This is a genomic window from Vibrio atlanticus, from assembly GCF_024347315.1.
Lineage (GTDB): Bacteria > Pseudomonadota > Gammaproteobacteria > Enterobacterales > Vibrionaceae > Vibrio > Vibrio atlanticus.
In genome coordinates this window covers 320,345-343,371 of the sequence record NZ_AP025460.1, presented here as the reverse complement: position 1 = coordinate 343,371, position 23,027 = coordinate 320,345, and the positions used below count along the sequence as shown (strand labels likewise).

34 protein-coding genes are annotated in these 23,027 nt (G+C 43.7%); 24 read left to right on the top strand and 10 right to left on the bottom strand.

Going from position 1 to position 23,027, the window contains the following annotated elements; all coding sequences use genetic code 11:
* Nucleotides 1-64: 64 nt before the first annotated feature.
* From OCV30_RS01785 to dusA, 4 genes are all read right to left on the bottom strand, one after another.
* Nucleotides 65-295: a hypothetical protein gene (locus OCV30_RS01785; RefSeq protein ID WP_004735813.1), complete on the bottom strand. Its 231-nt coding sequence runs from the start codon at nucleotides 293-295 to the stop codon at nucleotides 65-67.
* A 222-nt stretch (nucleotides 296-517) separates the two neighbouring features.
* Nucleotides 518-1,240 (bottom strand): TIGR04219 family outer membrane beta-barrel protein, encoded by a 723-nt coding sequence (locus OCV30_RS01780; protein ID WP_081326142.1) that lies wholly within the window; start codon nucleotides 1,238-1,240, stop codon nucleotides 518-520.
* 135 nt (nucleotides 1,241-1,375) lie between these two features.
* Nucleotides 1,376-1,597: an envelope stress response protein PspG gene (gene pspG / locus OCV30_RS01775; RefSeq protein WP_009847904.1), complete on the bottom strand. Its 222-nt coding sequence runs from the start codon at nucleotides 1,595-1,597 to the stop codon at nucleotides 1,376-1,378.
* Nucleotides 1,598-1,829: 232 nt separating this feature from the next.
* Entirely contained in the window at nucleotides 1,830-2,840 is a 1,011-nt protein-coding gene (gene dusA, locus OCV30_RS01770) for a tRNA dihydrouridine(20/20a) synthase DusA (RefSeq protein ID WP_065679552.1), read from the bottom strand.
* A gap of 122 nt (nucleotides 2,841-2,962) precedes the next feature.
* Here dusA and OCV30_RS01765 point away from each other — a divergent pair, with 122 nt between their 5' ends.
* Entirely contained in the window at nucleotides 2,963-4,030 is a 1,068-nt protein-coding gene (locus OCV30_RS01765) for a tyrosine-type recombinase/integrase (RefSeq protein ID WP_065679551.1), read from the top strand.
* A 45-nt stretch (nucleotides 4,031-4,075) separates the two neighbouring features.
* Here OCV30_RS01765 and OCV30_RS01760 read toward each other — a convergent pair whose 3' ends face one another.
* The 6 genes from OCV30_RS01760 to OCV30_RS01735 all read right to left on the bottom strand — a co-directional run bounded on the left by OCV30_RS01760 (nucleotide 4,076) and on the right by OCV30_RS01735 (nucleotide 7,905).
* On the bottom strand, nucleotides 4,076-4,621 hold the full coding sequence (locus OCV30_RS01760) for a hypothetical protein (protein ID WP_065679550.1): 546 nt from the start codon (nucleotides 4,619-4,621) through the stop codon (nucleotides 4,076-4,078).
* A 1-nt stretch (nucleotide 4,622) separates the two neighbouring features.
* Nucleotides 4,623-5,006, bottom strand: a complete 384-nt coding sequence (locus OCV30_RS01755) for an STAS-like domain-containing protein (RefSeq protein ID WP_065679559.1) — start codon at nucleotides 5,004-5,006, stop codon at nucleotides 4,623-4,625.
* Between the two features lie 13 nt (nucleotides 5,007-5,019).
* Nucleotides 5,020-6,219, bottom strand: coding sequence for a hypothetical protein (locus OCV30_RS01750; RefSeq protein ID WP_065679549.1), 1,200 nt, complete (start codon nucleotides 6,217-6,219; stop codon nucleotides 5,020-5,022).
* A gap of 219 nt (nucleotides 6,220-6,438) precedes the next feature.
* Entirely contained in the window at nucleotides 6,439-6,627 is a 189-nt protein-coding gene (locus OCV30_RS01745) for a hypothetical protein (RefSeq protein WP_065679548.1), read from the bottom strand.
* Nucleotides 6,628-6,661: 34 nt separating this feature from the next.
* Nucleotides 6,662-7,180, bottom strand: a complete 519-nt coding sequence (locus OCV30_RS01740; protein WP_065679547.1) for a hypothetical protein — start codon at nucleotides 7,178-7,180, stop codon at nucleotides 6,662-6,664.
* 32 nt (nucleotides 7,181-7,212) lie between these two features.
* Nucleotides 7,213-7,905: a helix-turn-helix domain-containing protein gene (locus OCV30_RS01735; RefSeq protein ID WP_065679546.1), complete on the bottom strand. Its 693-nt coding sequence runs from the start codon at nucleotides 7,903-7,905 to the stop codon at nucleotides 7,213-7,215.
* A gap of 166 nt (nucleotides 7,906-8,071) precedes the next feature.
* Between OCV30_RS01735 and OCV30_RS01730 the strand changes: the two genes are divergently transcribed.
* From OCV30_RS01730 to OCV30_RS01620, 23 genes are all read left to right on the top strand, one after another.
* A complete protein-coding gene (locus OCV30_RS01730) occupies nucleotides 8,072-8,392 on the top strand; it encodes a pyocin activator PrtN family protein (RefSeq protein ID WP_065679545.1) in 321 nt (106 codons plus the stop codon).
* Nucleotides 8,393-8,454: 62 nt separating this feature from the next.
* Nucleotides 8,455-8,733 carry a pyocin activator PrtN family protein gene (locus tag OCV30_RS01725; RefSeq protein ID WP_065679544.1) on the top strand — a complete coding sequence of 93 codons (279 nt, stop codon included), beginning with the start codon at nucleotides 8,455-8,457 and terminating at the stop codon, nucleotides 8,731-8,733.
* 35 nt (nucleotides 8,734-8,768) lie between these two features.
* Nucleotides 8,769-9,305 (top strand): phage regulatory CII family protein, encoded by a 537-nt coding sequence (locus OCV30_RS01720; RefSeq protein ID WP_065679543.1) that lies wholly within the window; start codon nucleotides 8,769-8,771, stop codon nucleotides 9,303-9,305.
* An 11-nt stretch (nucleotides 9,306-9,316) separates the two neighbouring features.
* Nucleotides 9,317-9,610, top strand: coding sequence for a hypothetical protein (locus OCV30_RS01715; protein ID WP_065679542.1), 294 nt, complete (start codon nucleotides 9,317-9,319; stop codon nucleotides 9,608-9,610).
* A gap of 107 nt (nucleotides 9,611-9,717) precedes the next feature.
* Nucleotides 9,718-10,332: a 3'-5' exonuclease gene (locus OCV30_RS01710; RefSeq protein ID WP_261879034.1), complete on the top strand. Its 615-nt coding sequence runs from the start codon at nucleotides 9,718-9,720 to the stop codon at nucleotides 10,330-10,332.
* Nucleotides 10,329-10,739 carry a hypothetical protein gene (locus OCV30_RS01705; RefSeq protein WP_065679540.1) on the top strand — a complete coding sequence of 137 codons (411 nt, stop codon included), beginning with the start codon at nucleotides 10,329-10,331 and terminating at the stop codon, nucleotides 10,737-10,739. The genes OCV30_RS01710 and OCV30_RS01705 overlap by 4 nt, the downstream gene beginning before the upstream one ends.
* Nucleotides 10,740-10,741: 2 nt before the next feature.
* On the top strand, nucleotides 10,742-11,143 hold the full coding sequence (locus OCV30_RS01700) for a hypothetical protein (RefSeq protein ID WP_065679539.1): 402 nt from the start codon (nucleotides 10,742-10,744) through the stop codon (nucleotides 11,141-11,143).
* On the top strand, nucleotides 11,143-11,373 hold the full coding sequence (locus OCV30_RS01695) for a hypothetical protein (protein ID WP_065679538.1): 231 nt from the start codon (nucleotides 11,143-11,145) through the stop codon (nucleotides 11,371-11,373). The genes OCV30_RS01700 and OCV30_RS01695 overlap by 1 nt, the downstream gene beginning before the upstream one ends.
* Nucleotides 11,370-11,555, top strand: coding sequence for a hypothetical protein (locus OCV30_RS01690; protein WP_065679537.1), 186 nt, complete (start codon nucleotides 11,370-11,372; stop codon nucleotides 11,553-11,555). The genes OCV30_RS01695 and OCV30_RS01690 overlap by 4 nt, the downstream gene beginning before the upstream one ends.
* Complete coding sequence (locus OCV30_RS01685; RefSeq protein WP_083994614.1) at nucleotides 11,555-14,272, top strand: replication endonuclease; 2,718 nt, start codon at nucleotides 11,555-11,557, stop codon at nucleotides 14,270-14,272. Before OCV30_RS01690 ends, OCV30_RS01685 begins: the two co-directional genes overlap by 1 nt.
* A gap of 4 nt (nucleotides 14,273-14,276) precedes the next feature.
* The gene (locus OCV30_RS01680) at nucleotides 14,277-14,828 is read left to right on the top strand and encodes a hypothetical protein (protein WP_065679536.1); all 552 of its coding nucleotides are present in this window, start codon (nucleotides 14,277-14,279) and stop codon (nucleotides 14,826-14,828) included.
* Nucleotides 14,829-14,951: 123 nt separating this feature from the next.
* Nucleotides 14,952-15,644 (top strand): DNA adenine methylase, encoded by a 693-nt coding sequence (locus OCV30_RS01675; RefSeq protein ID WP_065679535.1) that lies wholly within the window; start codon nucleotides 14,952-14,954, stop codon nucleotides 15,642-15,644.
* Between the two features lies 1 nt (nucleotide 15,645).
* The gene (locus OCV30_RS01670) at nucleotides 15,646-16,068 is read left to right on the top strand and encodes a hypothetical protein (protein ID WP_065679534.1); all 423 of its coding nucleotides are present in this window, start codon (nucleotides 15,646-15,648) and stop codon (nucleotides 16,066-16,068) included.
* Nucleotides 16,059-16,313 carry an Ogr/Delta-like zinc finger protein gene (locus OCV30_RS01665; RefSeq protein WP_065679533.1) on the top strand — a complete coding sequence of 85 codons (255 nt, stop codon included), beginning with the start codon at nucleotides 16,059-16,061 and terminating at the stop codon, nucleotides 16,311-16,313. Before OCV30_RS01670 ends, OCV30_RS01665 begins: the two co-directional genes overlap by 10 nt.
* 34 nt (nucleotides 16,314-16,347) lie before the next feature.
* Nucleotides 16,348-16,569, top strand: coding sequence for a hypothetical protein (locus OCV30_RS01660; RefSeq protein ID WP_065679532.1), 222 nt, complete (start codon nucleotides 16,348-16,350; stop codon nucleotides 16,567-16,569).
* Between the two features lie 277 nt (nucleotides 16,570-16,846).
* Nucleotides 16,847-18,037: a DNA circularization N-terminal domain-containing protein gene (locus OCV30_RS01655; protein WP_065679531.1), complete on the top strand. Its 1,191-nt coding sequence runs from the start codon at nucleotides 16,847-16,849 to the stop codon at nucleotides 18,035-18,037.
* Complete coding sequence (locus OCV30_RS01650) at nucleotides 18,034-18,972, top strand: phage tail protein (RefSeq protein WP_065679530.1); 939 nt, start codon at nucleotides 18,034-18,036, stop codon at nucleotides 18,970-18,972. Before OCV30_RS01655 ends, OCV30_RS01650 begins: the two co-directional genes overlap by 4 nt.
* The gene (locus OCV30_RS01645; protein WP_065679529.1) at nucleotides 18,965-19,564 is read left to right on the top strand and encodes a phage baseplate assembly protein V; all 600 of its coding nucleotides are present in this window, start codon (nucleotides 18,965-18,967) and stop codon (nucleotides 19,562-19,564) included. Before OCV30_RS01650 ends, OCV30_RS01645 begins: the two co-directional genes overlap by 8 nt.
* A complete protein-coding gene (locus tag OCV30_RS01640) occupies nucleotides 19,561-19,962 on the top strand; it encodes a phage GP46 family protein (RefSeq protein ID WP_065679528.1) in 402 nt (133 codons plus the stop codon). The genes OCV30_RS01645 and OCV30_RS01640 overlap by 4 nt, the downstream gene beginning before the upstream one ends.
* Entirely contained in the window at nucleotides 19,959-21,002 is a 1,044-nt protein-coding gene (locus OCV30_RS01635) for a baseplate J/gp47 family protein (protein ID WP_065679527.1), read from the top strand. The genes OCV30_RS01640 and OCV30_RS01635 overlap by 4 nt, the downstream gene beginning before the upstream one ends.
* The gene (locus OCV30_RS01630) at nucleotides 20,984-21,514 is read left to right on the top strand and encodes a hypothetical protein (protein WP_065679526.1); all 531 of its coding nucleotides are present in this window, start codon (nucleotides 20,984-20,986) and stop codon (nucleotides 21,512-21,514) included. The genes OCV30_RS01635 and OCV30_RS01630 overlap by 19 nt, the downstream gene beginning before the upstream one ends.
* On the top strand, nucleotides 21,511-22,479 hold the full coding sequence (locus tag OCV30_RS01625) for a hypothetical protein (protein ID WP_065679525.1): 969 nt from the start codon (nucleotides 21,511-21,513) through the stop codon (nucleotides 22,477-22,479). The genes OCV30_RS01630 and OCV30_RS01625 overlap by 4 nt, the downstream gene beginning before the upstream one ends.
* Nucleotides 22,479-23,021 (top strand): hypothetical protein, encoded by a 543-nt coding sequence (locus OCV30_RS01620; RefSeq protein ID WP_065679524.1) that lies wholly within the window; start codon nucleotides 22,479-22,481, stop codon nucleotides 23,019-23,021. The genes OCV30_RS01625 and OCV30_RS01620 overlap by 1 nt, the downstream gene beginning before the upstream one ends.
* Nucleotides 23,022-23,027 lie beyond the last annotated feature (6 nt).

Sequence of the window (23,027 nt, the reverse complement as noted above, 5' to 3'; positions counted from 1 at the left end):
AAAGAATAGAAAAGTATGTTTTATAACTTTTTGGAAGTAAAAACTGATTGAAACGTCAATTGAGTTACTGGTTTTCAATACGAACTTGTTGAAAGCCAACCGCCATTGCCGACTTAGATGCTAGGTCTAAATCCGCGTAATGACACTCTTCACCATGAACATCAGTAAGCAAAACAAAGCCGCCTCCCATATGGCGAAACTCCACAACCCAAGACCCCTCTTGAATTGAGGGCTCTATGATCGCTTCAACCAACAGATTTTCTCGATATAAATTTCGTAATTCATTGAGTGTCATATTCCATCCCTTGCTTTGACCTCACAACATAGACCTTATAAGAATAGACGCTAATTAGGTCTCTGTATTGAGGATGGTCGAAAGTGATGAATGTGCTAACTAATTCCAGAAAAGTATATACCCAAGTAACTTCAAGATGCTTGGGTATGACCAATAGATATAAAAAAACGCCACTTAATAAAGTGACGTTCTTAAATTTCGTTCTAGGTTCGTTTTAATTGCCTAAAAGCGTACTTCTACGCCAGCAAACCAACCATCAACCATAACAAACGATTTAGGTGGCCCTGGCTTTGGGTCATCCAAAGGATCAGGTTCTTTGTCCGTCTCAAGAGGTTTATTCAGCTCTGAAGAGAAGAATTTGTCCGAATCAAGGTCGATCACACGATAGCCACCACGAAGTGCTATTTCAGTATCTGCCACTGGAATACGGTACTGAACACCCGCCATCAAATCGGTACTCTTAATACCGTTGCTATCACCAAATTCCATCGTACCAATGATATCAAGGTGAGTATTAGGGACATTGATTTCTGCGTTACCGTAGAAGCTCCAAGTAAACTCATCAAAACTTGTCGTTTTCGAACTGTACGGATCTTTGTAATGTGAGTTTGCATACTGAGTAAATGTCACACCCGCATCGAAGTTCATCAACTTGTGATCCAACATTGTGTAGTAGAACGTGTAGTCATACTTATCAAACGCTAACAATGTTGTATCAACAGTAGAGTAGCGGAAACTCGCATTTGGCAGCTTAGGGGCATTATGCTCAAATGCGAAATACAACGAAGGTGAGTTTGAGTCACTCGACCTAGCTTCATTCAGCTTTGTACTTCCCCACCACATATCAGCACCGATCTTAGTCGTGTAAGAAAACTCTTCTTCAGCGGACACAGCCGAGCTTAAAGAAAGCATTCCCACTAAAGCAATTAATGGCATTTTATTCATTTGAGATAGCTCCAATTCCATATCGTTGTGCTAATTGTATGCACATTCATAGATTATTGGGGAAAATTCTACCACACATCTTAAATTCTAAAACGATAAACCGCTGACGAGTAAAGATTTGACGACACGATAACCTTAATAACGTCTTTGGTTAGAGCTGTGTACATAGTTTTTGAAAAACCACACACCCACTGCAATCACGATCAGCCAAGGCAGCAGTTTAAACACAACGCCCATCATACCTAAGACCAGCATGACCGCTAACGCGATTCCGGTTGCCGCTAGTACCGTCATAAACGTAATACCAGTAACGAGTAAAGTTGCGACGAAAATAAGAACAAAGATTAATTCAAACATAATGGTCTCCCTAATGAGTTCATGACCTATCTTTCCTACTTTCTAACATTGCAGCTTCCATACCAAGTTAACTACAACCATAAACTCCTTATTTATCAGGCAAATAAAAAGCCACACATCTTCATGCGTGGCTTTTCGGAAACTCACAATGGTAAATTTAGCCTCTAATGGCGAATTTAGCCTTGTTCTTTAAGCCTTAAGCTTTTGGCTTTTGCTTTAACCTTGAGGGTGTCTATACATTTAGCTCTTTAGGGATCTTAGCCAACGCCGTCTGAATCACCTCAATGCCCGCGCCTTTCTTATGTGCATTCTCACTGATGTAACGACGCCATTGTCTTGCACCCGGCATGCTTTGGAACAAACCCAGCATATGACGAGAGATATGACCAAGGCTCGCTCCATTCGAAAGCTGACGCTCAATGTACGGGTACATCTCTTCAACCACTTGTGAACGCTTCTTGATTGGCGTGTCTAAACCGAAGATCTGCTGATCAACTTCAGCCAAGATAAACGGGCTATGGTATGCCTCACGACCGATCATCACACCATCAAGGTGCTGCAAGTGCTCTTTAGTCTGTTCTAATGTTGTGATACCACCATTTACCGCAATCACAAGATCTGAGAAGTCTTTCTTGATTTGGTACGCGCGATCGTAATCTAGCGGTGGGATCTCACGGTTCTCTTTCGGGCTAAGGCCACTCAACCACGCCTTACGAGCATGGATAGTAAATTGCTCACAACCGCCCTTTTCAGAAACAGTAGAAACAAACTTAGTCAGAAACTCGTAAGAGTCTTGGTCGTCGATACCAATACGCGTTTTCACCGTAATTGGAATATCCGTGACTTCTTTCATCGCAGAAACACAATCTGCCACCAGCTCAGGCTCAGCCATTAGGCAAGCACCAAAGCGACCATTCTGAACTCGATCTGAAGGGCAACCTACATTGAGGTTCACTTCATCATAGCCACGCTCACCAGCAAGCTTGGCACAAGCCGCCAGATCAACCGGGTTTGAACCACCAAGCTGAAGAGCTAATGGGTGTTCTTGCTCGTTATACTCTAGAAAGTCGCCCTTACCATGTAAGATCGCACCAGTTGTGACCATTTCCGTGTACAGAAGCGTCTGCTGAGAGAGCAAACGGTGAAAGTAACGACAGTGGCGGTCAGTCCAATCCAACATCGGAGCAACGCTAAAACGACTAGCCTTAAACTCATTGGGTTTCGTTGATTTATCTAGGTTCATAAAGGATTTACTCAAACTTTGTTTTACTGCACTTCGCGTTAAATTGCTTAGTTTTGCCGTTCGTGGTACACCTATAGTACACCTTTAATTCACCTAGTCGGTACGCCTTTACGGGGATAACTATGGCTTCTTTTAGCATTCAAACTCGGACGCTCACCAGTGGCGAGAAGCGATATAAAGCGACAATTACTGTCAAAAAGAATGGGCGAATTGTACACCGATTTGCCAAAACACATAAGAAAAAAGCGATAGCTACCGCTTGGTCCAAAAACCAAGTTAATGAGATAGAGGCCAAAGGCTTTAAATCTCAACGTGCTACGACTATTTCGGAGCTGCTTGACTTATTTATCGCTGAGCGTGATTTGTGGGACAACACAGGGCGCACTAAGCAATACGTCATAAAAATGCTTCGTGATTGCAATATCGCAAATGTGCAAACCAACAGCTTAACGACTGCCGATCTCATTAAACACTGTAAAGATAGAAAAGGGGCAGGCGCTAAGCCAGTAACCATTTATCATGATATTGCTTATTTACGTTCAGTGATGAAAAAGGCGAACCCTGTTTTTAACATCGAGGCGAACTACGCTGTCTTTGAAGAAGCGGTGCCAGTGCTAATTGATATGAAGTTAGTTGGCAAATCGGACAGGCGCACCAGAAGGCCAACCGAAGGCGAACTTGAGAAGTTAAAGCAAGGTTTGCTTGAGCGTGAGAGCTACCGCAGTAATGGACCAACCCGTATTCCATTTACCGACATTCTAGACTTTAGCGTATTAACCTGTATGCGAATTGGTGAAGTTTGCGCTATTCGATGGGCAGACTTAAACGAAGAGAATAAAACCGTCATCGTTCGCAATCGTAAAGACCCACGCAAAAAAGAAGGTAACCACATGATCGTTCCTTTGCTTGGGGAGTCTATGGATATTGTTTTACGCCAAGAGCGACGAGGCGAACTGATATTCCCGTATAACCCTAGAAGTGTTTCGGCTGGGTTTCAGCGAGTACGTAATAGCTTAGGAATAGAAGATTTGCGCTACCACGATTTAAGACGTGAAGGAGCAAGCAGGCTTTTTGAATTGGGTTACTCGATAGAAGAAGTCGCTCAAGTAACTGGTCACCGAAACCTAAACATACTTTGGCAAGTGTACACTCAGCTGTTCCCGCATAAGCTGCATGAAAAAGCGAGATAATAAAAAAGGAGCCAATCGGCTCCTTTTATAATCTGCATATTCTAGTTAGCTAACGAACTGATATGCTAAACAAAGCTGTTTATATTGTAAATTTAGATCTGCAAGGCGGCTATCTTCACTCATATCTTCCATATCATCAGTTAAAGATTGACGGATAGTCAACGCATGTACTGATAAGTCAAAGTTGGAATAGTGATTACCATCAGCTCCATTTAATTGAGGTAAAAACCAATGTTTAATAAAGGTTTTAATTCCTTTTAGGCTGTCATGCTCAGTAATCCGGCTTAATGCAGCAAAGGGAACACTCACTACTCTGACGTGTTTGAAATAAGGTGAGAGGTAAGAGGCATATAATTTATCTAGTTCTTGAACAGATACAATGTATGTTTGCATCTTGACGTAATCCTCACCCATTGGCTTTAGCGGAAGTTCGCATTCATCACTAGAACAAGAAACTATAAGGTCATGCAGCTTTGATCTTGCTTCCTTTATCTCTTGATTTATTAATGAACGAGCACTGTTCTTAGCGTTTTGGGTAGCAGTAAAATACCAACCAACAATGGCAATAGTAAAAGCGATCCACCAAGTCATTCTACTTACCCTCAAGAACTTTAGTTTGACGGGCAATATAGTTGTTTATTTCACCAACCACTGATGGGTCATCGTTAGAAACAAGATTGCCTCTAATAAAATTAACCATCTGTAATGTAATGAAACCGTGCTTAACGATCGGGTCACCATTTGGATGTTCAGTAGCAGGATGATCCGACATTGCGCGAACTACTCCACCAAAAATCTCTTCTAAGAACGACGAACCATAACCAAGAACCCCATCCAAATTCACAATAACTTCAGGGTCTTGTTTTAGTTTCTTTATCAAGTGTTCTTCACGAAACTCTTCCCCACTATTTGCACCGAGCTTTATATATCTTGGTCCGGGGTACTTCGTGAAGTCAGTAACATTCAATTTCAACATGTAATTACTCATTTTAATCTTTTAGTGGGATAGACATGGAAATTAAGGTTCCGTTTAGGCCAATATCAAAATCTTTAGGCGTTAAGACTAGATCATCAGGGTTTGATGCATCGAGCATTAATGAGCCGGTTCCCGACATAACCAAAAGTTTACCACCTAGCCCTTTGATGGCATTTTTAAGGTCTACCCCTCCCCAACCGCGATAATCATGATTTTCATGTCGACTCTTTCTCGCTCGAACATTTCGAATATTAATCATACCTTCCAAACATTCACTGTCTTTGGACGAAAAAAAACGTTTGTTATTAAAAATTCGTTCCCATCGCTTAATGAGATTCCAAGAATTCTTTGCCTTTCCATTTTCTAAAGTGTAGCGGATACCTACACCTAAATCACCAACAACAACGACAAGGCGCTCCTCTATTATCGCGAATAGACAGCGTGTTTTGTCAAAACTTAGTCCTTTATCAGACATAAACTGCTCATCGTATGCATGCTCAGGGCAATTATTAACAGCCTCTATTAGTATTTTATATATCTGTCGAACCTGTTCACCAGATACCGTTGGTACTTTTTCGCAAACATTTTTCAGAATTTCACCAACTAAAGCCGAATCACTATTAGTGAATGACTCGGTTACCCATACACTCACCTTAGGAGGCGGCAGTGTATGGCAAAGAGGTGCTTTAGTGCTGCCTAATTGTTTGTATAGGCCCAAATGGTTAAATACATGGTTCGGCTGGATTGTATCAACATTTGTCCCAATATGACCCTTGATTTTATTTGGGTAATTTATTTTGAACTGCACGGCTGGATAGAGTGCCTGAAACATCTCAATATAAGAAAACAAGAATGCGCAACCAGTAGGGTCAACCTTTTCAACATTCTCTAACTTTAAACGAACCTCTCCACGAAAACTCTCATTTTCAGGTTTAGACAAGAAAGTGCATATTTCATCAAAAAAACTCAATACTTTAGCTCTGTCCCCCTCATACAAATGACCTACTGTTAGAATTTTTGCGTTTAACTTAAACTTTGCAGGCTTTGGCTTTACATAGCTAGGAGTAGAAGTTGCCGATGTCTTGACGCGAATCGTTGTACAAGACTGTTTTCGTGTTTTTAGCTTTCGAGAATTAGACTTAAATTTTGTGTATTTAAAATATACTTTTCTCGACCAGCGCTGTTTTTTGACCTTGTGGGCTTTTGATTTCATAAATCCTACCTTAAGCCCTGACGATCTATCAATATGAGGTTAAAACTAACCACTATGGACTCTATGACCAATAATTTTTTCATAATCACTACTTTCATTTATTTTTATTGTACTAATTGAATTTTCTTTAGCGTCATAGTGCCTTCTCTTGACTCTGGTTTTTGCCAGCAATAGCGTTACAAATTCAACTTGGTCAAGAACTAAGGTGCTAAAGCGACTCTATACATCTACAACCTTTACCATCTTATGCATGCCGCGGCGAACTGTAAGAGAAGGCCACTGTTTACAAGGGCCATCGTGAGGAATATAAAAAGGTTTCTTAGAGGAAACAGCAACTATCTTCTTGTTATAAACAATCCCTCCAACGACCGCTTTGCTTTTTGGTACTGGGATCCATAAATCAGCCATTACTATTTATTCTCCTTCAAGATTAAAACAGTGGTCAAATAACAACTTCACCAGTATCAGTGTCGGTCAAAGTTATAATATTTGACTTTTTAAATGTTCTTGAGCGTCTACGAAGCAAGCAAGTGGCTTGCAGGTACTCTTCTCCGTTCTTATGTTCAATCCCACGTAAAATGATGCTCCGTTCGCTTATCTTCCCTTTCGAATCTCGATAGGTCATATCATACTCTTTGTGTATTTCAATCTCACCGAGACTACTTTCTCCCTCATTTCCCAAGGCCTGTTGGTAAACAATTACCGCACATTGATGGAGCAAAGCGACAATGAGAGCTAACAATGAAAGCACAGAAAGTACTCCGTAAGCTTCGTTTGTTGGCATTTCAGAAGAAAAGCTCCCTATCAACATTATTCCCCAGAAGAGAGCCCACAAAGTTACGATAACCTTAACCCACCAAGATGCTTTGCTTTTTAGTACCCAAAAAGCCGTAGGGACAGGGAAAGCCGCCACTGCCAATTTCAGACCTAATTTCATTTCTATCAATACTCCAACCAACAAAAAAAGGCATCCTTTCGGATGCCTTTGCTTTTCTAAATTACCGCCTTCATGACGGTGGTGACCACTTTACCTATCACTGCGAACTCTTCGAGTTTTTCTCCGTTCACAATAAAGGGTGAATATTCTTCTTTGTTGTCTGAAATGACTTCGTAGCCTTCGGCCATGATGTCGTACTTCAAACGCTTTATATAAACATGCTTACCAATACGTACTACATACACACCATGATTTACTGGGTGCTCAAGTTCTCTAATATCGACAAGCACTTCATCACCGTTACTCAATGTGTCTTCCATCGAGTCACCGTGACAAATAACAATTCGTGCGGTGCTTTCTGTTAAGCCATGCTGTTTTAAGCGTGAACATGGCAACAGTTCCGTTCTTAATTGGTATTCCGCATCGTTCTGAGCGCCAAAGCCGCAAGACGCATAAACGTTATAAACAGGCACAGCGCACAAGTCATCTGCCTGATAAAACGATTTTACGGCCTTTACGTTTGAGATCTCGGTCACGTTATCGGGTATTACTTCAGAGCCGAACTTTACTCGTAATTCTGCTAAATCTTGTTCATCAAAGCTTGAAATGTGGTACTCAAGCGCACGAGACATACCCTTTGTTTTACGGGACTTCCAACCATCTCTTCTCGCTTTCTGAGAGATACCTGCTGATGAATTGGGCATACCAGGCAAGTCCATCAAATCTGAACTTAAAAACCATTCCTTCATAAATAGATCACCAAATGAGCTTGACCCAAACGGCAAGCTAAAGCAGAATAAAGCTAAACAACGCAACCAATCAAGCAAAGTAAAGCTAATCAAATGAATCAGGCGCTTTAGTTTGCTTAGTTTTACTTTATCACGCTTTGAGGCGTGTCTCTATATGAGGTGATGTATGAATACTGAATTTGGGCTCCTTGCCGCTTTTGGCGATTCAATTATCCCTGTGTCTGAAATTTGTGAACCGTTTTTTCACTGCAAAAAGAAAACGGCTTATCAGCACATTAAAGCTTATACATTCCCTATTCCTGCTTTTCGGATTTCAGAAAGTAATAAGAATGACTACTTCGTCACTGCTGAAGATTTAGCTTCATACATAGAGGCAAAACTTACTGAATCGCAAAGTGAATTAGCTCCTTGGGTTGCTTATTTTTGCGTTGTTTTACCTAACCTTGCTTACTTTTGCGGTGGGTATTGCGAAGCCGAAGAAGCTTAACTAATGTCATCACACGCGGGAATCTACCGCTTTATTTCTTACGATTTAACCGAGGTAAAACGATGAACCAGTCCAGTCTAAAAAAACGTGTTCTTCAAATTAATGCTCAGTACGGCGCTGAAGTTCCTGTTAGTGCTATTTGTCAGCGCTACTTTAATTGTTCAGTCAAAACAGCAAATGAACGTATTAAAGCAAAGGTGTTCCCTTTGCCAGCTTATCGCACTACCGACAGCAATAGTGGCGACTACTACATCGATGCGGATGACTTAGCTGCTCTTATTGAGCGTAAGCACTCTGAAGCTAAAGTCGAATGGGAAGCCGCTAACGGTAAAGCCCACTAAGCACCTTTTGTTTGGCTATGAGTTGAGTATCAAGTATGGGAGTGAATCAAGCAATGTGTACATTTTTGGCTAACACACAAGAAGAGTACAACGAGGCCTGCGCCATATTCCGAGCAAGGCACAAAGTCAGTGTTATTGCTCAAGCTGCTGGCCTATGCCCTAAGCTGCTACGCAATAAGCTAAACAAAGAACAGCCACATGTTCTTTCTGTACCAGAAATGATGGCTATTTCTAAAGCTGCGAATGATTACGTGATTTTAGAAGTGGTACTTCGTCGACTGGGGCTAGCGACAGCCAACATACCAGAAGGGAAGGAAGAGTCATTTATCAAGCGAGCTTTAGACAATTCAATTGTGGCAGGTGAAATATCTCAACTTGCATTAGACAACGCGAGTAAAAGAGCCCTGCCTCTATCCGAACGCAGTTCAATTATTAAAACAGCCCAAGCAGGTATTAGTAACTTGGTGCTGCTCATTAATGACCTAGAAAACCGCACTACTGGCGCAACCCCGTTCTTGAGTATGGGTGTCGATTTTATTGCCAACGGTGCACCAATCCCCGGCTTAAGTTAGAGGAATTTTGTATGTCAGTTGCAACAGTAGAACATTCAAGCGTAGCGATACCACCATTAGAAAACCCATGCCCAGATTTGCCGTGTTGGTCTTTGAACCGCGAGCAAAAGGAACGCGGCCTAACGTTTTTGGAGCGAACAAGGAAAGAGCTTGGCGAACGCCAATTGCAGCCACTTCGTTCACGTAGAGCAAAGCTACAAGCTCAATACACCAAGAGTGATTGCAACGCAGAACGAAAGCGCCTTTCACGTGAGATTAACCGAATTGATGCCAACGCGCAGGATGTACTTTCGCGCTGGTCATAACCGAGTTACACCCAAGCCAACCTAGCCACTAGGCATTTTGCCTACACCCCTTATCCCTCTTTGATTTAAAGAGGGAGGGTTTTTTATATCCAAAATCTGAGGAATTGATGATGAAAACACACGTAATGCTCGATCTAGAAACAATGGGAAATGGTAGCAATGCTGCGATTGTTTCTATTGGCGCCGTCGTTTTTAACCCTAGCAATGGTCAGCTAGGTGCTGAGTTTGAAGAGGTGATTAACCTTAATAGCGCGGCCTATTACAGTGATATTGATGCACCGACCGTAACTTGGTGGTTATCACAAGGTGATGAAGCTCGTGCAATCTTCCTAAAAGAAACGCCAAAGTCTTCACTTAAAGATGCCTTGCTTGAGTTTAACCAATGGTTAGCTGATTTAGGTGAATCAAAAGATATCTGTTTATGGGGCAATGGCGCAGGCTTTGACAATGTGATCCTAATGAACTCTTTCAAAGCGACTCGCATTCGTCCTAATTTCATTCATTGGAATGACCTTGATGTGCGAACCATTGTGAGAATGGGCCGTGACATTTTAGGTATCAACCCCAAGGAAACGTTAGTTCGTGAAGGTGTTCATCATTCAGCCTTAGATGATGCGAAGTTTCAGGCTAAGTATGTTTCTGAAATTTGGGGCAAGTTTTATATGGTGACGTGCTATGACGCTGATACACAAGCTGTCTTAGAAGCGGAGGTGACAGAATGAGTTACCAAAATGCCCACAACCATATGTTCAACCAATCATGTGAACAAATCGTTGAGCGCTTTAAAAGTGCTAACCAAGAGCAGCAAGAAAACATTCTGATTCAACTCGATGCTATCGCAAAGAAGCAAGAACCTATCGCAACCCACCGAGCACAAGAAGATGTTTTGGCCGATATCAAAGAAGCAATGACTGGTGATCGTGCTCGTGTGTTCTTTGGTCATTCATTCCCAAGCTGGTATCGCAACGGTTCAATTGAGCAGGTTTCACAACTTCACCATTGGGCGAACTTAGATATGAGTAACCGCTACCTGTTCCTTGAAATGCTTGGCCTCCGTGACTTAGGCCACTTTGATGATGAAGCGTTATATCAATTTGAGCAGTTTTGTTTAGAAGCGGTGGAGAAGTAAGCATGAGCATCATTACCGTATTCCGAAAAGATTTAGAGCACGGCCTTCGTGGTGAAGGCTTTACCTCTCGCAAAATTGAACAGTTCGTTCGTGTATTCAATAGCGTTGATTCAAGCCAAGGCGTAATGCTTCAACTTGATTCTACTCGTGCCATGTTGGTGAACGTGAACGGCACTGAGCAAGGGCTATGCCTTGAAGACTTCATCACTGCTTGGTGGGTTTTCTGGGTTGTGGTTTACAACACTATCGAAAATGAAAAGCTTCAATCCGAGGCATTAGGCGCAGTTCGTTCGCTGTTCTTTATCTCCGCTTGCAATAAATCTCCATCTCAAACAACCCAAATGCAAATGTGGTGGCGCGACACCGCCGACCAACACGGTTATCCAACTTTGGAGGCTGGCTGATGCTGAGTTATGTAGCAGTTGCACTCAATAACGGTGGCGGTGTTGTTCGCCATGATGAAACCAACGAAGTGAAGAACGTGCTGCTTGGTGAGTTTGAATCACTAGAGCCTGCGATTGATACGGCTTGCGAGCTGTTCAAATGCCATCACGTTTTGAAAGGCGTGATTATCAAAGGTAATCACACTGGCGGTCACATGATTATGGATACGCAGGAGCTAGCAACCCTATGAGTGAAGCTCTGAAAATTGCGGCTGAAGCCCCTGATTATATTGAAACCCTATTAGTAGAAATGCTCGAAGGTGATCACCCAGATAATGAAGTGCTGTTGGGTACTTTGCTCTCTGGTGATGAATCTATTCAAGTTCAATTAAAAATCACACGCAACCCTGCTGATTTTATGGATGACTGTTAGTGACTTACTATCAACCTGTTAAACCATTAAATCGCTTTTGGTTATGCCCTTTACCTGCCATAGATGAAGGGCTTGCTTGCGTACCTAGCGGATATCAACCGCCTCACGTAGAGCCAGAAAATCAAACACTAATAGAGCGTATGCTTTATTCGGTAAATAAAACCCCAGAGGATGCCGAGTGGCTGTCTGAGTATTTTGCCGACCTCCCAAGTTACTTAACTAAGTATTTTGCTAAGCGCTATATCGAGACTCATAAAGAACAAGGCGCTCAAGCGGCTAATTCATACATTCGCGAAAAGATGCGCCCAGCAAGTGAGCGCGTGAAGCTTGTTATGGATAGCTATAAACACCTACCGGATTCAAAAAAAGTTGCTTCCCTTAGAAAAAGACTCGACGAATTAGACGACGAAGAACAGTTCAATTCTAACGTAAGCATCTTTACATCTAATAAATATCAATTGGGCTTTGATTTTGATTTATCAGAAAAGCAAAAGACTAAGCAAAAAAAGCAGGTCAAAGTTCGAATCCTTGCTGAATTAGAACTCGATGAGCTGCGTGATATGGCTTTCACTATTTCTAATATCGTGAATAAGCGTGCGCAGTTAATTGGAGTTCAACATGGTAAAGAAACCGAAGAGCAATTAGACGAAGCTCTTCCCTCGATTTATGAAGATGTTGCAACGTTAGTTCGTGAGCTTGGCATTACCCCACCGCGTAAATACAAAGAGCAAACTGCAGAAAGCGCAATCACTGACATATCAAGGATGGTTTGCGAAAAGTGGTGGTTTGGCCGCCTTAAATCTATTCGTAAGATCATGCGTGAACACCTAGCCATTGCCATGGGGCAAGTGTCGGCTAAGGCTTCACCTTATGCGTCATGGGATTGCATTCGAGAACATCAAGAGACACAAAAGAAAAACTGGGAAGCACTTCAACAGCGTTTATTGAAAGATGAAGAAACGGGTGAAGAAGCTGAACTGTCTGACACGGTTTTAAAAAGCGTATCTAACCCTGCTATTCGCCGTCATGAGCTAATGACTCGATGCCGTGGCTGTGAAGATGTCGGCAATATGCTTGAGCTTCAAGGCTTATTTTTAACCCTTACCACTCCCTCCGTTTTTCATAATCACTACAAGAAAGGCAGCTTTATTCCGCATTGGAACGGGGCTAGCCCTCGTGGTGCTCAAGAGTATTTGAATAATGTTTGGCAACGAATTCGCGCCAAGCTAGGCCGTGATGAAATTCGTTGGTTCGGTATTCGTGTAGCCGAGCCACATCATGATGGTACGCCACACTGGCATTTGTTGATTTGGGTTCAACCTGAACATGTAGAGAAAGTGCGTGACGTGTTTATTAGCTATGCGATTAAGGAAGATAAGGAAGAGCTTTACCCTTTCTTTGATCGCAATGAAAAACGTGCAGCCAAGAAGCAATCTATTCAAGGTCCTTTTAATTATCGCCCTCGTTGTGACTTTGGGCTGATAGACCCAGAGAAAGGTACGGCAACAGGCTATATCGCTAAATACATATCTAAAAATATTGATGGTTTTGCAATGGATGGGGAAGTTTCAGACGAAACGGGTAAGTCTGTTCAAGCTATGGCTAAAAACGTTAACGCTTGGAAGAGCCGTTGGGGTATTCGTCAATTCCAATTCTTTGGTGGTGCCCCCGTTACCACTTATCGTGAATTGCGCCGCTTCGCTAATCAGAACAAAAAAGCGTTTATGGAATACGTCTTTGAGCAAGAGCGTAGCAACTTAATCACTATTTACTTAGAGGCTTACCGTGATTTAGTTGGCCCATTCAAACCTGCTGATGTAATGGAAAACGCAGAATTGCTTAAAGCTATTGCTGACAATTATCAGCCATGTATGGAAACAGATAACACTGCTGTGACCGACACAATGAAAGCTGCTGATAACGGCCATTGGAAAGGATACATCATGGGACAAGGTGGCCCATTCGTTAAGCGTGAAGATTTACTTATTACTAACTCTTATGAAGTGTTGCCGTTTGCCTCTCCGCACGGTGAAGACGTTCGTAAAATTGAAGGTTTTGTCGCTTCTGGTGATCTAGTTAAAACACGTTTAAGAACCTGGACTATCACAAAAAAAACTAAGAAGAACACCGAAACAGTTTACGAGTTTGATAAGCCAAGCGAAAACCCGATTACATGGAGGTTAAAAGGTAAAAAAGTCACTTCCAAGGAAACGATAGAAGCTGAAGCGGGGGCTCTTGCTCCTGCTCTTGATCTTGCTCTTTCTGGAATCTCTGATTCCTCTCGGAGTTCTGTCAATAACTGTACGCCATCGCAGAAAGTACAGGTCAGCGATCAGCTTAAGCGATTATTAGAACCTTACTCAGTAGGTGGTGGTTTACCGCCAAATATTGATGATTCAGCCCTAATCGCGCTGCAACAAGGCAGTTCAATTCGAATAGATGATGAAACGAGCATAAGAATCCGCCCTGCGGAGCACCTACCCTGCGGCACGGTTCGCCCTGCTCAGCTCGTTGAAGAGTACCAACCCAAGCCAGATTTAAGCTGGTTAGATGATTTCGAGGCTAAACAGCCTGAACCTCTAACCGGAGAAGATGAAAACCACGAATACCAACAGCCAAATCTATCTGACATCACTGTAAGTAAGCGCCCGAGTAAATCGTGGGCCGATTACCTAGAAATCATTGAGTCTGATGAGTGGCCTATTTTTGAGGAATGATGAAATGAGCGAAAGAAAACTAACGTTAAATATTCAAGTTGAAATTAGCAATAAAGATGGTTGGCTTGGCCTTGAAGATTATCAAGACGCTTACGGAACGAGTGATCTGACTTCGACAGTTCAAGCCATCATTGATGATGAATTCCAAGGTAACGCTATTCAATATATAGATGAGGTATTCGCTAGTGGTGGCCGCTCGCTTTTAGTCAGTGCCAGTGAGCTTAGTATTATTGACTTAGCGATTGAAGAGATAAAAGTAGGTGTCGCAAATTCAAGTACCGAGTCGTATGGACTGAAAGTGACCAACTACTCATTGGGGGAACGTGTGATGATTTTAGCAAAGCTCGGTCAGGAAGGTTACACCGCGTTAGGTAGTGAGCATTACATAACTTGTAATAAGAATGGTGGTTATCCCGATGAAGACGAATTCGATAACAAAACAGATGTTGCTATTGAATATCTAAGACAAATCCCATTACACCTAAAAAATGGTGATCATCACGGTAAGCATATAAAGCATTTTGTTGATATGGCGATTAAGGCTTTGGATGCCTAAACGTATCGAGTGTAGTTATTTATGACTATGTGGTACCAGAAAGCGAGAGCCTTAATTTGCTCGAGCATAGTCATTTATAACTACGTTGGCCACACGATGAGAATTTAAGGTGAAGTGGGATTTATGGGGTATTTAGGTTCAAAAGGTGGAAGTGGTGTTTATCAAACCATTATTAATTTGATGCCACCGCATGACACTTACATTGAAGCGTTCTTAGGGACCGGAGTTGTCTTAAAGAGAAAAGCGCCAGCAGCTAACCAGATTGGTATTGATATTAACTCAACATGTATCGATGGATTTAATTCCGCTTCAGCAATAGACGAATCTGACTTTACTGCAGCTGATATTTTTCAAGCCGATGCATTCGACTTTCTAAGCTCGTTTGATTTTTCCCAAAGTGGAAGAACCGTTGTTTACTGCGATCCCCCATATGTTCACTCTACCCGAACTAGTTCAGCTCGATATGAAAATGAATTGACCGATGATGATCATAGACGATTACTTGAAATGCTCAATTCACTACCTTGCTTTGTGATGGTTTCTGGTTATAGAAATGAAATATACGATGACCTATTAGCAGATTGGTGGAGTGTGGATTTTCAAGCAATGACGCGTGGCGGCGTAAGAACCGAAACAGTGTGGTGTAACTTCACGCCAGGTGATGTTCATTACCACTCTTTTGCAGGTAAAGACTCCACTGACCGCCAACGTATTCAAAGAAAAGCTAAGCGGTGGGCGAAGAACTTTGAGGCTTTACCTAGTGGAGAAAAACAAGCCGTGTTTAGTGCAATGCTTATGACGATGGAAAATAACTAAAATGACAAGCAAACAACAACTTCAGGTCGTCGTAGCTAAAATAATCCAAGAATTAAAACACCAAAATGACAACGCAATCATCATACTTGATCGTAGTCTGATGCATGAAGAACAGTGGCTTAATAATCAACTTAACAAGAACATTGATGGTAAAATATTGAGAGAGGGTTGGGTGTGTAAAAACGAACGGCTAATTGGAGTTCGTCATGAATTGGATAATACATTTGCAGGGTTTAATGGTCACAGTTTTACCATTTCAAATGGTGTAGTAAGCCAAGAATTAGAACAACTGGCGGAAGGTATATCCATTTTAGAAAAACATAACGTTTGCCACTACTCGCTTGAATGTATGGCAAAAATGAATGCGCCGGAAGTTTCTGCGCTGCAACACCATGACATGAAAGGATTAATACAATGCTCGTAACCTGCCCGAAATGTGAAACTAAAACGCGTATCGCAACCTCTCGCGCTATCAGTTCTGAAACGAGAGAACTTTATTGCCAGTGTTTAAACCTGAATTGCGGAAGTGTGTTTGTTGCTCATACGTCGTTCTCGCACTTCATTGAACCAACAGGTCAGAAGCCAAGTTCAGAGCTACAACCGGAACTCTGCAAAGGTGACATCAACCAAATCGATATATTCGGGCAGATGGAACAACCAAGCGCTTAAACCAGAAGCCTAGACTACGGATATTTTTGAATAAATGAACCTTATTCCTAAAAAGCGCCTTGATGCTTTGCTAGAAATATTACCTAAACGTGAGATGCCAGAGAGAACACGAGAAGCCGTAAGTCTCGTGTTTAACTCTGGTTACTCTTACGAACTCGCCTCTATTAAAACAGGCGTATCAAGTAAACGCATTTCATTGGCCGCTCGTAAATTAACGGCCATGGATGCGTTATTACTTCAAGCCTATCGACTGTAAAAACCTGACGATCACCTTTTTCTAAAAAACGCACAAAAACGATCTCAGACGATCTCTAAATCCCCTATCTAAAACAGCCCTCGATGTAGATACATCAGGGGCTGTGTTCCAATACAACTACCGAAATGAAATGCGGTTCTAAGATCGCATAATTGCAGTGCGGAATTTTGGTGTGGAGGGGAGGGTGAGTCCGAACAGGGCCTGAGCGCCCTACTCCATCACTCATTTTATTCTCGCTGCCTAATTCTGATTTTCTTCTGTAGTTGGTGGCTTTTTGATGTGGGAACGACAGTACGAGCACGCTAGATGGAATGGGCTGAAGCTCAATATCCTCTCGATCGCCTTTGATGGTGGTAAGCGCTTGCAAGTCAGCGAAATCCCTTACGCAGAGCTACCACACATCAAAGTTATGGGAACGAAAGCCCGTACCTACACGATTGAAGCTGTGTTCGTTGGCTCTAGTTCTCTGGCCGATGCAAATGCCCTCATTGAAAACCTAGAAACAACACCAACAGGCGAGCTAGAACATCCTTGGTTGGGTGAGCTGCCGCTTGTCTTTGAAGACGTATCGCAAAGCATCAGTACCAAGAAAGGATTGGTCACGCTGAGCCTGAAGTTTGCTCGCGCTGGCTCTTCCCCTTCAATCACTGCACCGACTTCCGTTCGCACAAAAACGCAGGCCAACATGGTCGAGAGCTTATCGAAGCGTTCTTTCGCAAAACAAGTTAAAGGCTTGGATGTATCGAACATTCACCAGGTTCAAAATGATGCCATCAGCGCACTGAACGTGTTGGTCGACATCACCAACCGCTTAAAGCTTGAAGATGAAAGCCTTCAAGACATTAACCACGCCATTAATAAAGCATTCTCTGCAGTGAGTAGCCTCAGCACCAATCCAACTGAGTTTGCTGATCTGTTTTCTACGTCAGTGGATGCGGTAGCCGATGGTGTTCAAGCTGAGCCTAGCTCAGGTAATGAAGCCGTAGACAACTCGCGCAGTGCTCAAGCTTTACTACTAGGTGAAGTGAAACCGGACACACCAACTCAGCACCATAATGTGCAGATGGTGACGGCCGCAGTGAAGATGAACAAAGACATCACACACCTAGAGAAAGGCGACCGCTTTGATATTACGAAGTCGGCTAAGCAGCCTGAAACCATCAAGAATGACCTGTCTACTTTGATTGTCGGTATCGATGAGCGCATCAAAGAAACCACCAAAGTGTCGACGCTTGAAAGCATTGAGTTATTCGATGCAGTCACTACATTGAAAAGCAATCTGAAGGTTCAGCAAGATAAGGTGGTCAGCGGAACCGCGCCCCATAGAACGGTGCAGTCACCACGCTTTCAATCTGCGCTGGCGATTGCGCACGATGAGTTCACTCAAGAAAAGGTCATCACCAAAATGAATGCACTGCAGCACCCGCTCTTCATTCGTGGTGACATTGCCGTGAGGGATGTGTCATGAACACGCTAACGATGCACATTGATGGCAAGCCGCGCACCTTCTATCAAGCGAATCTCAACTACTCCATAGAACAGCTGGCCCACACGTTCAGTTGCTCAATTGAGCCTATGAGTATTGAAAGCCCGTTGTCGGTTGAGTTCTTCCTTAACGACAAGTCGATTCTGACTGGTCAGATTGATGGTGTGGATTCAAACACCGATTCAAATGCTCACGCTGTTTCCATTTCAGGCCGTTCAAAGAGTGCCAACATGATTGATTCACGCATCACGATGGACGCGCTTTATAACTTGAACGTGGAAGAGCTACTTCGCCATGTCGCCAAGCCATTTGGTTTGAAAGTGAAAAGCCTGGTGAAGAGTATGCCGGTCATCCCTGAGTTTCAGATAAATGCCGAATCACCGGTTGAGAACGTGGCACAACTGATTCGAGAGCAAGGTTTTATGTTGGTTGAGCGCAGTGGTGTGTTGACCATTGAAAACACCGCGCATGCAACTATCAGCAATATCGGCCTAGAAACGGGCAACAACATCGACAACCTGAACATCAAGCGCACCTTCAATCAGCAATTTCACACCATTGATGTGCAAGGCCAGTGGGATGACGCAAGCGCACAGGTCATCAATCCAAACGTCGAGAGCTCACGCACTATGGTGATCACCTGTGACCAGTTACAAAACCGTGAAGCTTGCCTATCTCGTGCTAAATACGAGCGCAACCTTGCCATAGCTCAAAGCCTGACAGCATCAAGCACGATTGCCGACACCTTCCCTGAGTTGGCCATTGACGGATTAAACCGAGTGATTCGAGTGGCAGACCAAGAGCAAAGCTTCAGTGAGATGTTGGTGATCAAGTCGCTTGGTCTATCGGTGTCTGAAAGCTCTACGGAAACGTCGGTTGAGTTATTCAGACCGTTTAAGGAGCAAAGCTATGTCTAGTGCTCTGCAGCAACAACAGCGATTAATGGCCAGAATCAAAAATGTGATTGGCACCGGCACTGTCACAGGTGCAACCACAGGCCGATTACAAATCAAAACCGCGACAGGCCGAACTAACGACAAGATAAAACGCGTACACAACTACGGGTTTATGAGTCGCCCACTACCAGGTGCGAAAACTTACAACCTTTTCATTGGTGGAACCACATCTCGCGGCATCACCGTGAACGTAGAAGACGAACGCCACCAAATAGAGTTACAACCTGGTGAAGTCGCGATACTCGATGACAAAGGCAATCTTGTTCATTTCACAGACCAAGGCATCAAGATAAACGCCTGTGCAAAGTTAGAAGTGATATCGGCACAAGAAACCACCGTGAACGCAACGGCTGTGAACGTTACTGCACCTAAGTCCAAGTTTTCTGGTGATGTTGAGATAGGCGGCAACCTAACGGTTATGAAAGATACCCAAGTTACGGGCGCTGTTGGTGGCTCTTCAGGTACGTTCGGCGGCGTTAGCGTTGAGAAACATACTCACGACTACAAAGACGATGGTGCAAACAGAACAACCAAGGGGCCAAACAAAGGATGAGCCATTTCAATTTAACCGCCCTGACTGCGCCGATCAGCTCTAAAGAGGGATTAACCCACGCTGTTCTGCAGAGTGTTTACAACTATGCCGAATCGACTCAAAACGATCGCGCCCGTATGGCAAGCAATGAGCGCGGTGGCACTTGGAGCAATGAGTTGATAAACGTGGTCGGCTCTCGTGACTGGACACTCAAGCGAGCAAAGCTCACCGACGAAACATTAAGCCTCTCGAAGCGGTTTTGTGAAGAGTCACTCGCTTGGCTCATTACCGACGGCCACGCCAAAGCAGTTGAAGTTTCAGTATGGCGAGAGAAGCCAACCCAAATGGGTCGCAATGTGATGATCACCCTAACCGATGGCTCTCAGTTCGATGTTCCACTTTCAAAGGTTAACCAATGAGTACACAACGAAGCCTAGATGATTTGATAGCTCGCGCAGAAGCCAATCTGGTGTCTGCGACAGGGCAAAACAACCCAGCAACCAAAGGGATAGCCGCTGCCATTGCGGGTGTCAGCTATGGGCAATATGGTTATCAAGATTTGCTGTTCAGGCAGCTGCATCCAGAGACTTGCTCTGAAGAGTGGTTATACCTACACGCCAATCGCCATAAAGCCCCTCGACTACTGCCCACGTTCGCAACGGGCCGAGTCCAGTTCACTGAGCTTGGCGGAACGGTGGTGATCAAAAAAGGAACCCGCTTAACGCATGCCAATAGCGAGTATGAAACCACCAAAGAACAATACAGCAATGCTCCGGTCGAAGTCATCGCGCTTAAATCGGGTTTCGATAGCAACTTACCTGCTGGCGCAATACTGACGCTAAGCAAAGGGCTCAGCGGAATTGACCCAAACCGTGTGGTTTCACAGGGTGTGACAGGTGGCGCGAACATTGAAGAGCTCAAGCACTGGCGCTCAAGAGTGATCGTAGCGTTTGAGAAGAACGAGCTCATCGGTAAATCAGAAGATTACCAAGCCTGGGCCGTGTCTGCTCACTCCGATGTGGACTTTGCTTGGGCGCTCGATAACACCCCACAGCGAGGTATGGTGGAAGTGTATATCGGTGCGCGAGAAAACAACCCGACCTTAAGTGCTGCAGTAGTCAAATTAGTTCAAGACACCTTTGAGCGTAACCGACTGGCAGGTTGTCATCCAATCGCTCATCTACCAAAGCAAGTGCCACTCAACATCGAGATACAAGGCATTCAAGACCAAGCTATACGTAATGATGTGATCACCGCACTAGAGAATCTTGTGAAAGGGAAAATGGGCAAAATCGACCCGATAACTCAAAAGCCTGAATCCATCACCAACACTGAAATTGTGTTAACTACATCAACCGTGACCAACAACTTCATTGTTCGTACACCTGTTGGAGAGGTCGCCATTAATAAAAACCAGATACATGTACTAGGAGGCGTAACGTGGACACCGCCGACTTAATTATTAACTTCAGTGCCGGTGATTTTGAAAACGCCTACCGTGGGCTATTACCCAAAGGCGAATACTGGCAAGACACCGAGAACGTCGAGCTGGCCAACACCATCAAAGGCATGGCCAAAGACTTCAAACAAACCCATGACGATATTGAACTGTCGCTATTAACTGAGTTTGAAGAGCAGCAATTTGGTTGGAAGATTTCAGACTATCAACGGCTCTTGATGACGATGGGCTCCAAAGGTGTGGTATTTGATGAAGTCGCTAATCCAAACCTCATCAAGATAAACCTGTTCAGCTACAACAATGACGCGGCCTTTAAAGCGTTAGAAGAAAAACGACTGCCGCACACCGAGTTTCATTGGATTTATCCGTTTGATGCAAATACACAATTTGAATTGGCTACGGCCTTAACCATGAAGCCAGAGTTTAGCTCTCAGCTTGAATTAGAAGCTGAAGCCCCCTTTCTGTGCTGTACCGCCATCACATGGCAACTTGAAATAGGAGACACCGTATGAGCACGCTGCAAGGTACCCCAACTCAGCACGGGATCAGCATTCTCAAAAGTAACCTGAAACAGACCGCGAAAAAGTTTCAACTCATTGGGGCATTAACACACAACGCGCCAAGCGCCAGCTTGTCTGTTTTCCATACGGACACAATCGAAACCAGTTATTACGATGACAATGGCGTACTCACATTTGTGTTCAACCTACCGATTGAAACGCACTTCAATGAGTACCTCTATCAAATCAAGATTGTAGATACCTCAGACCAATCCATCGTGGATTGCCAAACCCCAGTGATTGCCCTGGCAAAAGGCATCGGCGGTATGGTCACTCTAAAAGCTGCGGTTTCGGGTCAAGCCGGACAGGTCATTTTTAAGCACAATCAGTACGTGACAGAAACGGAGTTGTTGGGGCTTCATTTCTCTAAGTTGAAAAAGGAGCTGTTAGCACTGCGATGCGGTGAGATTGAACACTTTGACGACCCAAACCCGCGCGCTGGATGGGTGGATTTGGATGGAGGTATTCTATCAAGAGCAACCGACTCATTGCTCTGGGCTCATGCTCAACGGACGGGCTTGTTGATAAGCCAAGCTACGAAAGATTCAGATAAGAAAAAATACGCAGCGTATTGGGGAACCGGTGATGGTTCAACCACATTCACCAGACCTAACCCCCACTTAGTCGGGGCTTACACACGTGCGACTCCAGCAGGTGTGGCGCATGGTGAGTATCAAGGCGATGCCATTAGAGACATACAAGGGACCATACCTTTTGGGCTATTGAGGAAAAATGAGAATCCGCAGGGTAGTTTCTATGGGACGAACCGATCTTCACAAGAATACGGCATCACATCAGCGGGGTATTACAATGAAGGGCGAGTTCACTTTGATGTCTCTCGCGTTGTCCCAACAGCAAGCGAAAACCGCCCTCACTCAATCAACTACGCTGCCAAAATTCACAGAGGATGGATGTAATGAAAACAGCCTATTTCTACGATTGCGATACATTTGAATACATCGGTCAGCGCCCAGTCCATAAAATTGATGGTTATGACGATTATCTATTGCCGCAGCTAGCCACGTTCATTGAAGTTCCGGAGTTCGATTCAGAAACCGAACAAGCCAAGTTTGATGAGAAAAGCCAAACGTGGGCGGTAGAACCTAAGTTTATTGAGGTTACGGTTTATCATAAGCAGACTCATAAAACCAAAGACTTTGATGATGCGTCTTTAATCACAGACGATTACACAAAAGACGAGCCAGTAACTCAATGGGATGAGTGGATTAACAACGCTTGGGTCACCAACCAAAGCAACAAGTACGTTGCCGAATACAACATCACTGACGAGATAAGACGACAGCTTTATTCTCGTATGTGTGATCCACTAATTGCAGAAGCTCAAATCAAGCGTTTAAGTGGCAACAAAGCAGAGGCCGACATTAGCGAGGCTCAAGCCTTAGCTGCGCGAGCAAAGATCCAAACAGAGCACCCTTGGCCGACACCGCCTACCAACTAATCCCAA

What these genes read in the sequence shown, in the direction of transcription:
- OCV30_RS01785 (WP_004735813.1), bottom strand. Translation starts at nt 295, where the DNA reads ATGACACTCAATGAATTACGAAATTTATATCGAGAAAATCTGTTGGTT.
- OCV30_RS01780 (WP_081326142.1), bottom strand. Translation starts at nt 1,240, where the DNA reads ATGAATAAAATGCCATTAATTGCTTTAGTGGGAATGCTTTCTTTAAGC.
- pspG (WP_009847904.1), bottom strand. Translation starts at nt 1,597, where the DNA reads ATGTTTGAATTAATCTTTGTTCTTATTTTCGTCGCAACTTTACTCGTT.
- dusA (WP_065679552.1), bottom strand. Translation starts at nt 2,840, where the DNA reads ATGAACCTAGATAAATCAACGAAACCCAATGAGTTTAAGGCTAGTCGT.
- OCV30_RS01765 (WP_065679551.1), top strand. Translation starts at nt 2,963, where the DNA reads ATGGCTTCTTTTAGCATTCAAACTCGGACGCTCACCAGTGGCGAGAAG.
- OCV30_RS01760 (WP_065679550.1), bottom strand. Translation starts at nt 4,621, where the DNA reads ATGACTTGGTGGATCGCTTTTACTATTGCCATTGTTGGTTGGTATTTT.
- OCV30_RS01755 (WP_065679559.1), bottom strand. Translation starts at nt 5,006, where the DNA reads ATGTTGAAATTGAATGTTACTGACTTCACGAAGTACCCCGGACCAAGA.
- OCV30_RS01750 (WP_065679549.1), bottom strand. Translation starts at nt 6,219, where the DNA reads ATGAAATCAAAAGCCCACAAGGTCAAAAAACAGCGCTGGTCGAGAAAA.
- OCV30_RS01745 (WP_065679548.1), bottom strand. Translation starts at nt 6,627, where the DNA reads ATGGCTGATTTATGGATCCCAGTACCAAAAAGCAAAGCGGTCGTTGGA.
- OCV30_RS01735 (WP_065679546.1), bottom strand. Translation starts at nt 7,905, where the DNA reads ATGAAGGAATGGTTTTTAAGTTCAGATTTGATGGACTTGCCTGGTATG.
- OCV30_RS01730 (WP_065679545.1), top strand. Translation starts at nt 8,072, where the DNA reads ATGAATACTGAATTTGGGCTCCTTGCCGCTTTTGGCGATTCAATTATC.
- OCV30_RS01725 (WP_065679544.1), top strand. Translation starts at nt 8,455, where the DNA reads ATGAACCAGTCCAGTCTAAAAAAACGTGTTCTTCAAATTAATGCTCAG.
- OCV30_RS01720 (WP_065679543.1), top strand. Translation starts at nt 8,769, where the DNA reads ATGGGAGTGAATCAAGCAATGTGTACATTTTTGGCTAACACACAAGAA.
- OCV30_RS01715 (WP_065679542.1), top strand. Translation starts at nt 9,317, where the DNA reads ATGTCAGTTGCAACAGTAGAACATTCAAGCGTAGCGATACCACCATTA.
- OCV30_RS01710 (WP_261879034.1), top strand. Translation starts at nt 9,718, where the DNA reads ATGATGAAAACACACGTAATGCTCGATCTAGAAACAATGGGAAATGGT.
- OCV30_RS01705 (WP_065679540.1), top strand. Translation starts at nt 10,329, where the DNA reads ATGAGTTACCAAAATGCCCACAACCATATGTTCAACCAATCATGTGAA.
- OCV30_RS01700 (WP_065679539.1), top strand. Translation starts at nt 10,742, where the DNA reads ATGAGCATCATTACCGTATTCCGAAAAGATTTAGAGCACGGCCTTCGT.
- OCV30_RS01695 (WP_065679538.1), top strand. Translation starts at nt 11,143, where the DNA reads ATGCTGAGTTATGTAGCAGTTGCACTCAATAACGGTGGCGGTGTTGTT.
- OCV30_RS01690 (WP_065679537.1), top strand. Translation starts at nt 11,370, where the DNA reads ATGAGTGAAGCTCTGAAAATTGCGGCTGAAGCCCCTGATTATATTGAA.
- OCV30_RS01680 (WP_065679536.1), top strand. Translation starts at nt 14,277, where the DNA reads ATGAGCGAAAGAAAACTAACGTTAAATATTCAAGTTGAAATTAGCAAT.
- OCV30_RS01675 (WP_065679535.1), top strand. Translation starts at nt 14,952, where the DNA reads ATGGGGTATTTAGGTTCAAAAGGTGGAAGTGGTGTTTATCAAACCATT.
- OCV30_RS01670 (WP_065679534.1), top strand. Translation starts at nt 15,646, where the DNA reads ATGACAAGCAAACAACAACTTCAGGTCGTCGTAGCTAAAATAATCCAA.
- OCV30_RS01665 (WP_065679533.1), top strand. Translation starts at nt 16,059, where the DNA reads ATGCTCGTAACCTGCCCGAAATGTGAAACTAAAACGCGTATCGCAACC.
- OCV30_RS01660 (WP_065679532.1), top strand. Translation starts at nt 16,348, where the DNA reads ATGAACCTTATTCCTAAAAAGCGCCTTGATGCTTTGCTAGAAATATTA.
- OCV30_RS01655 (WP_065679531.1), top strand. Translation starts at nt 16,847, where the DNA reads ATGTGGGAACGACAGTACGAGCACGCTAGATGGAATGGGCTGAAGCTC.
- OCV30_RS01650 (WP_065679530.1), top strand. Translation starts at nt 18,034, where the DNA reads ATGAACACGCTAACGATGCACATTGATGGCAAGCCGCGCACCTTCTAT.
- OCV30_RS01645 (WP_065679529.1), top strand. Translation starts at nt 18,965, where the DNA reads ATGTCTAGTGCTCTGCAGCAACAACAGCGATTAATGGCCAGAATCAAA.
- OCV30_RS01640 (WP_065679528.1), top strand. Translation starts at nt 19,561, where the DNA reads ATGAGCCATTTCAATTTAACCGCCCTGACTGCGCCGATCAGCTCTAAA.
- OCV30_RS01635 (WP_065679527.1), top strand. Translation starts at nt 19,959, where the DNA reads ATGAGTACACAACGAAGCCTAGATGATTTGATAGCTCGCGCAGAAGCC.
- OCV30_RS01625 (WP_065679525.1), top strand. Translation starts at nt 21,511, where the DNA reads ATGAGCACGCTGCAAGGTACCCCAACTCAGCACGGGATCAGCATTCTC.
- OCV30_RS01620 (WP_065679524.1), top strand. Translation starts at nt 22,479, where the DNA reads ATGAAAACAGCCTATTTCTACGATTGCGATACATTTGAATACATCGGT.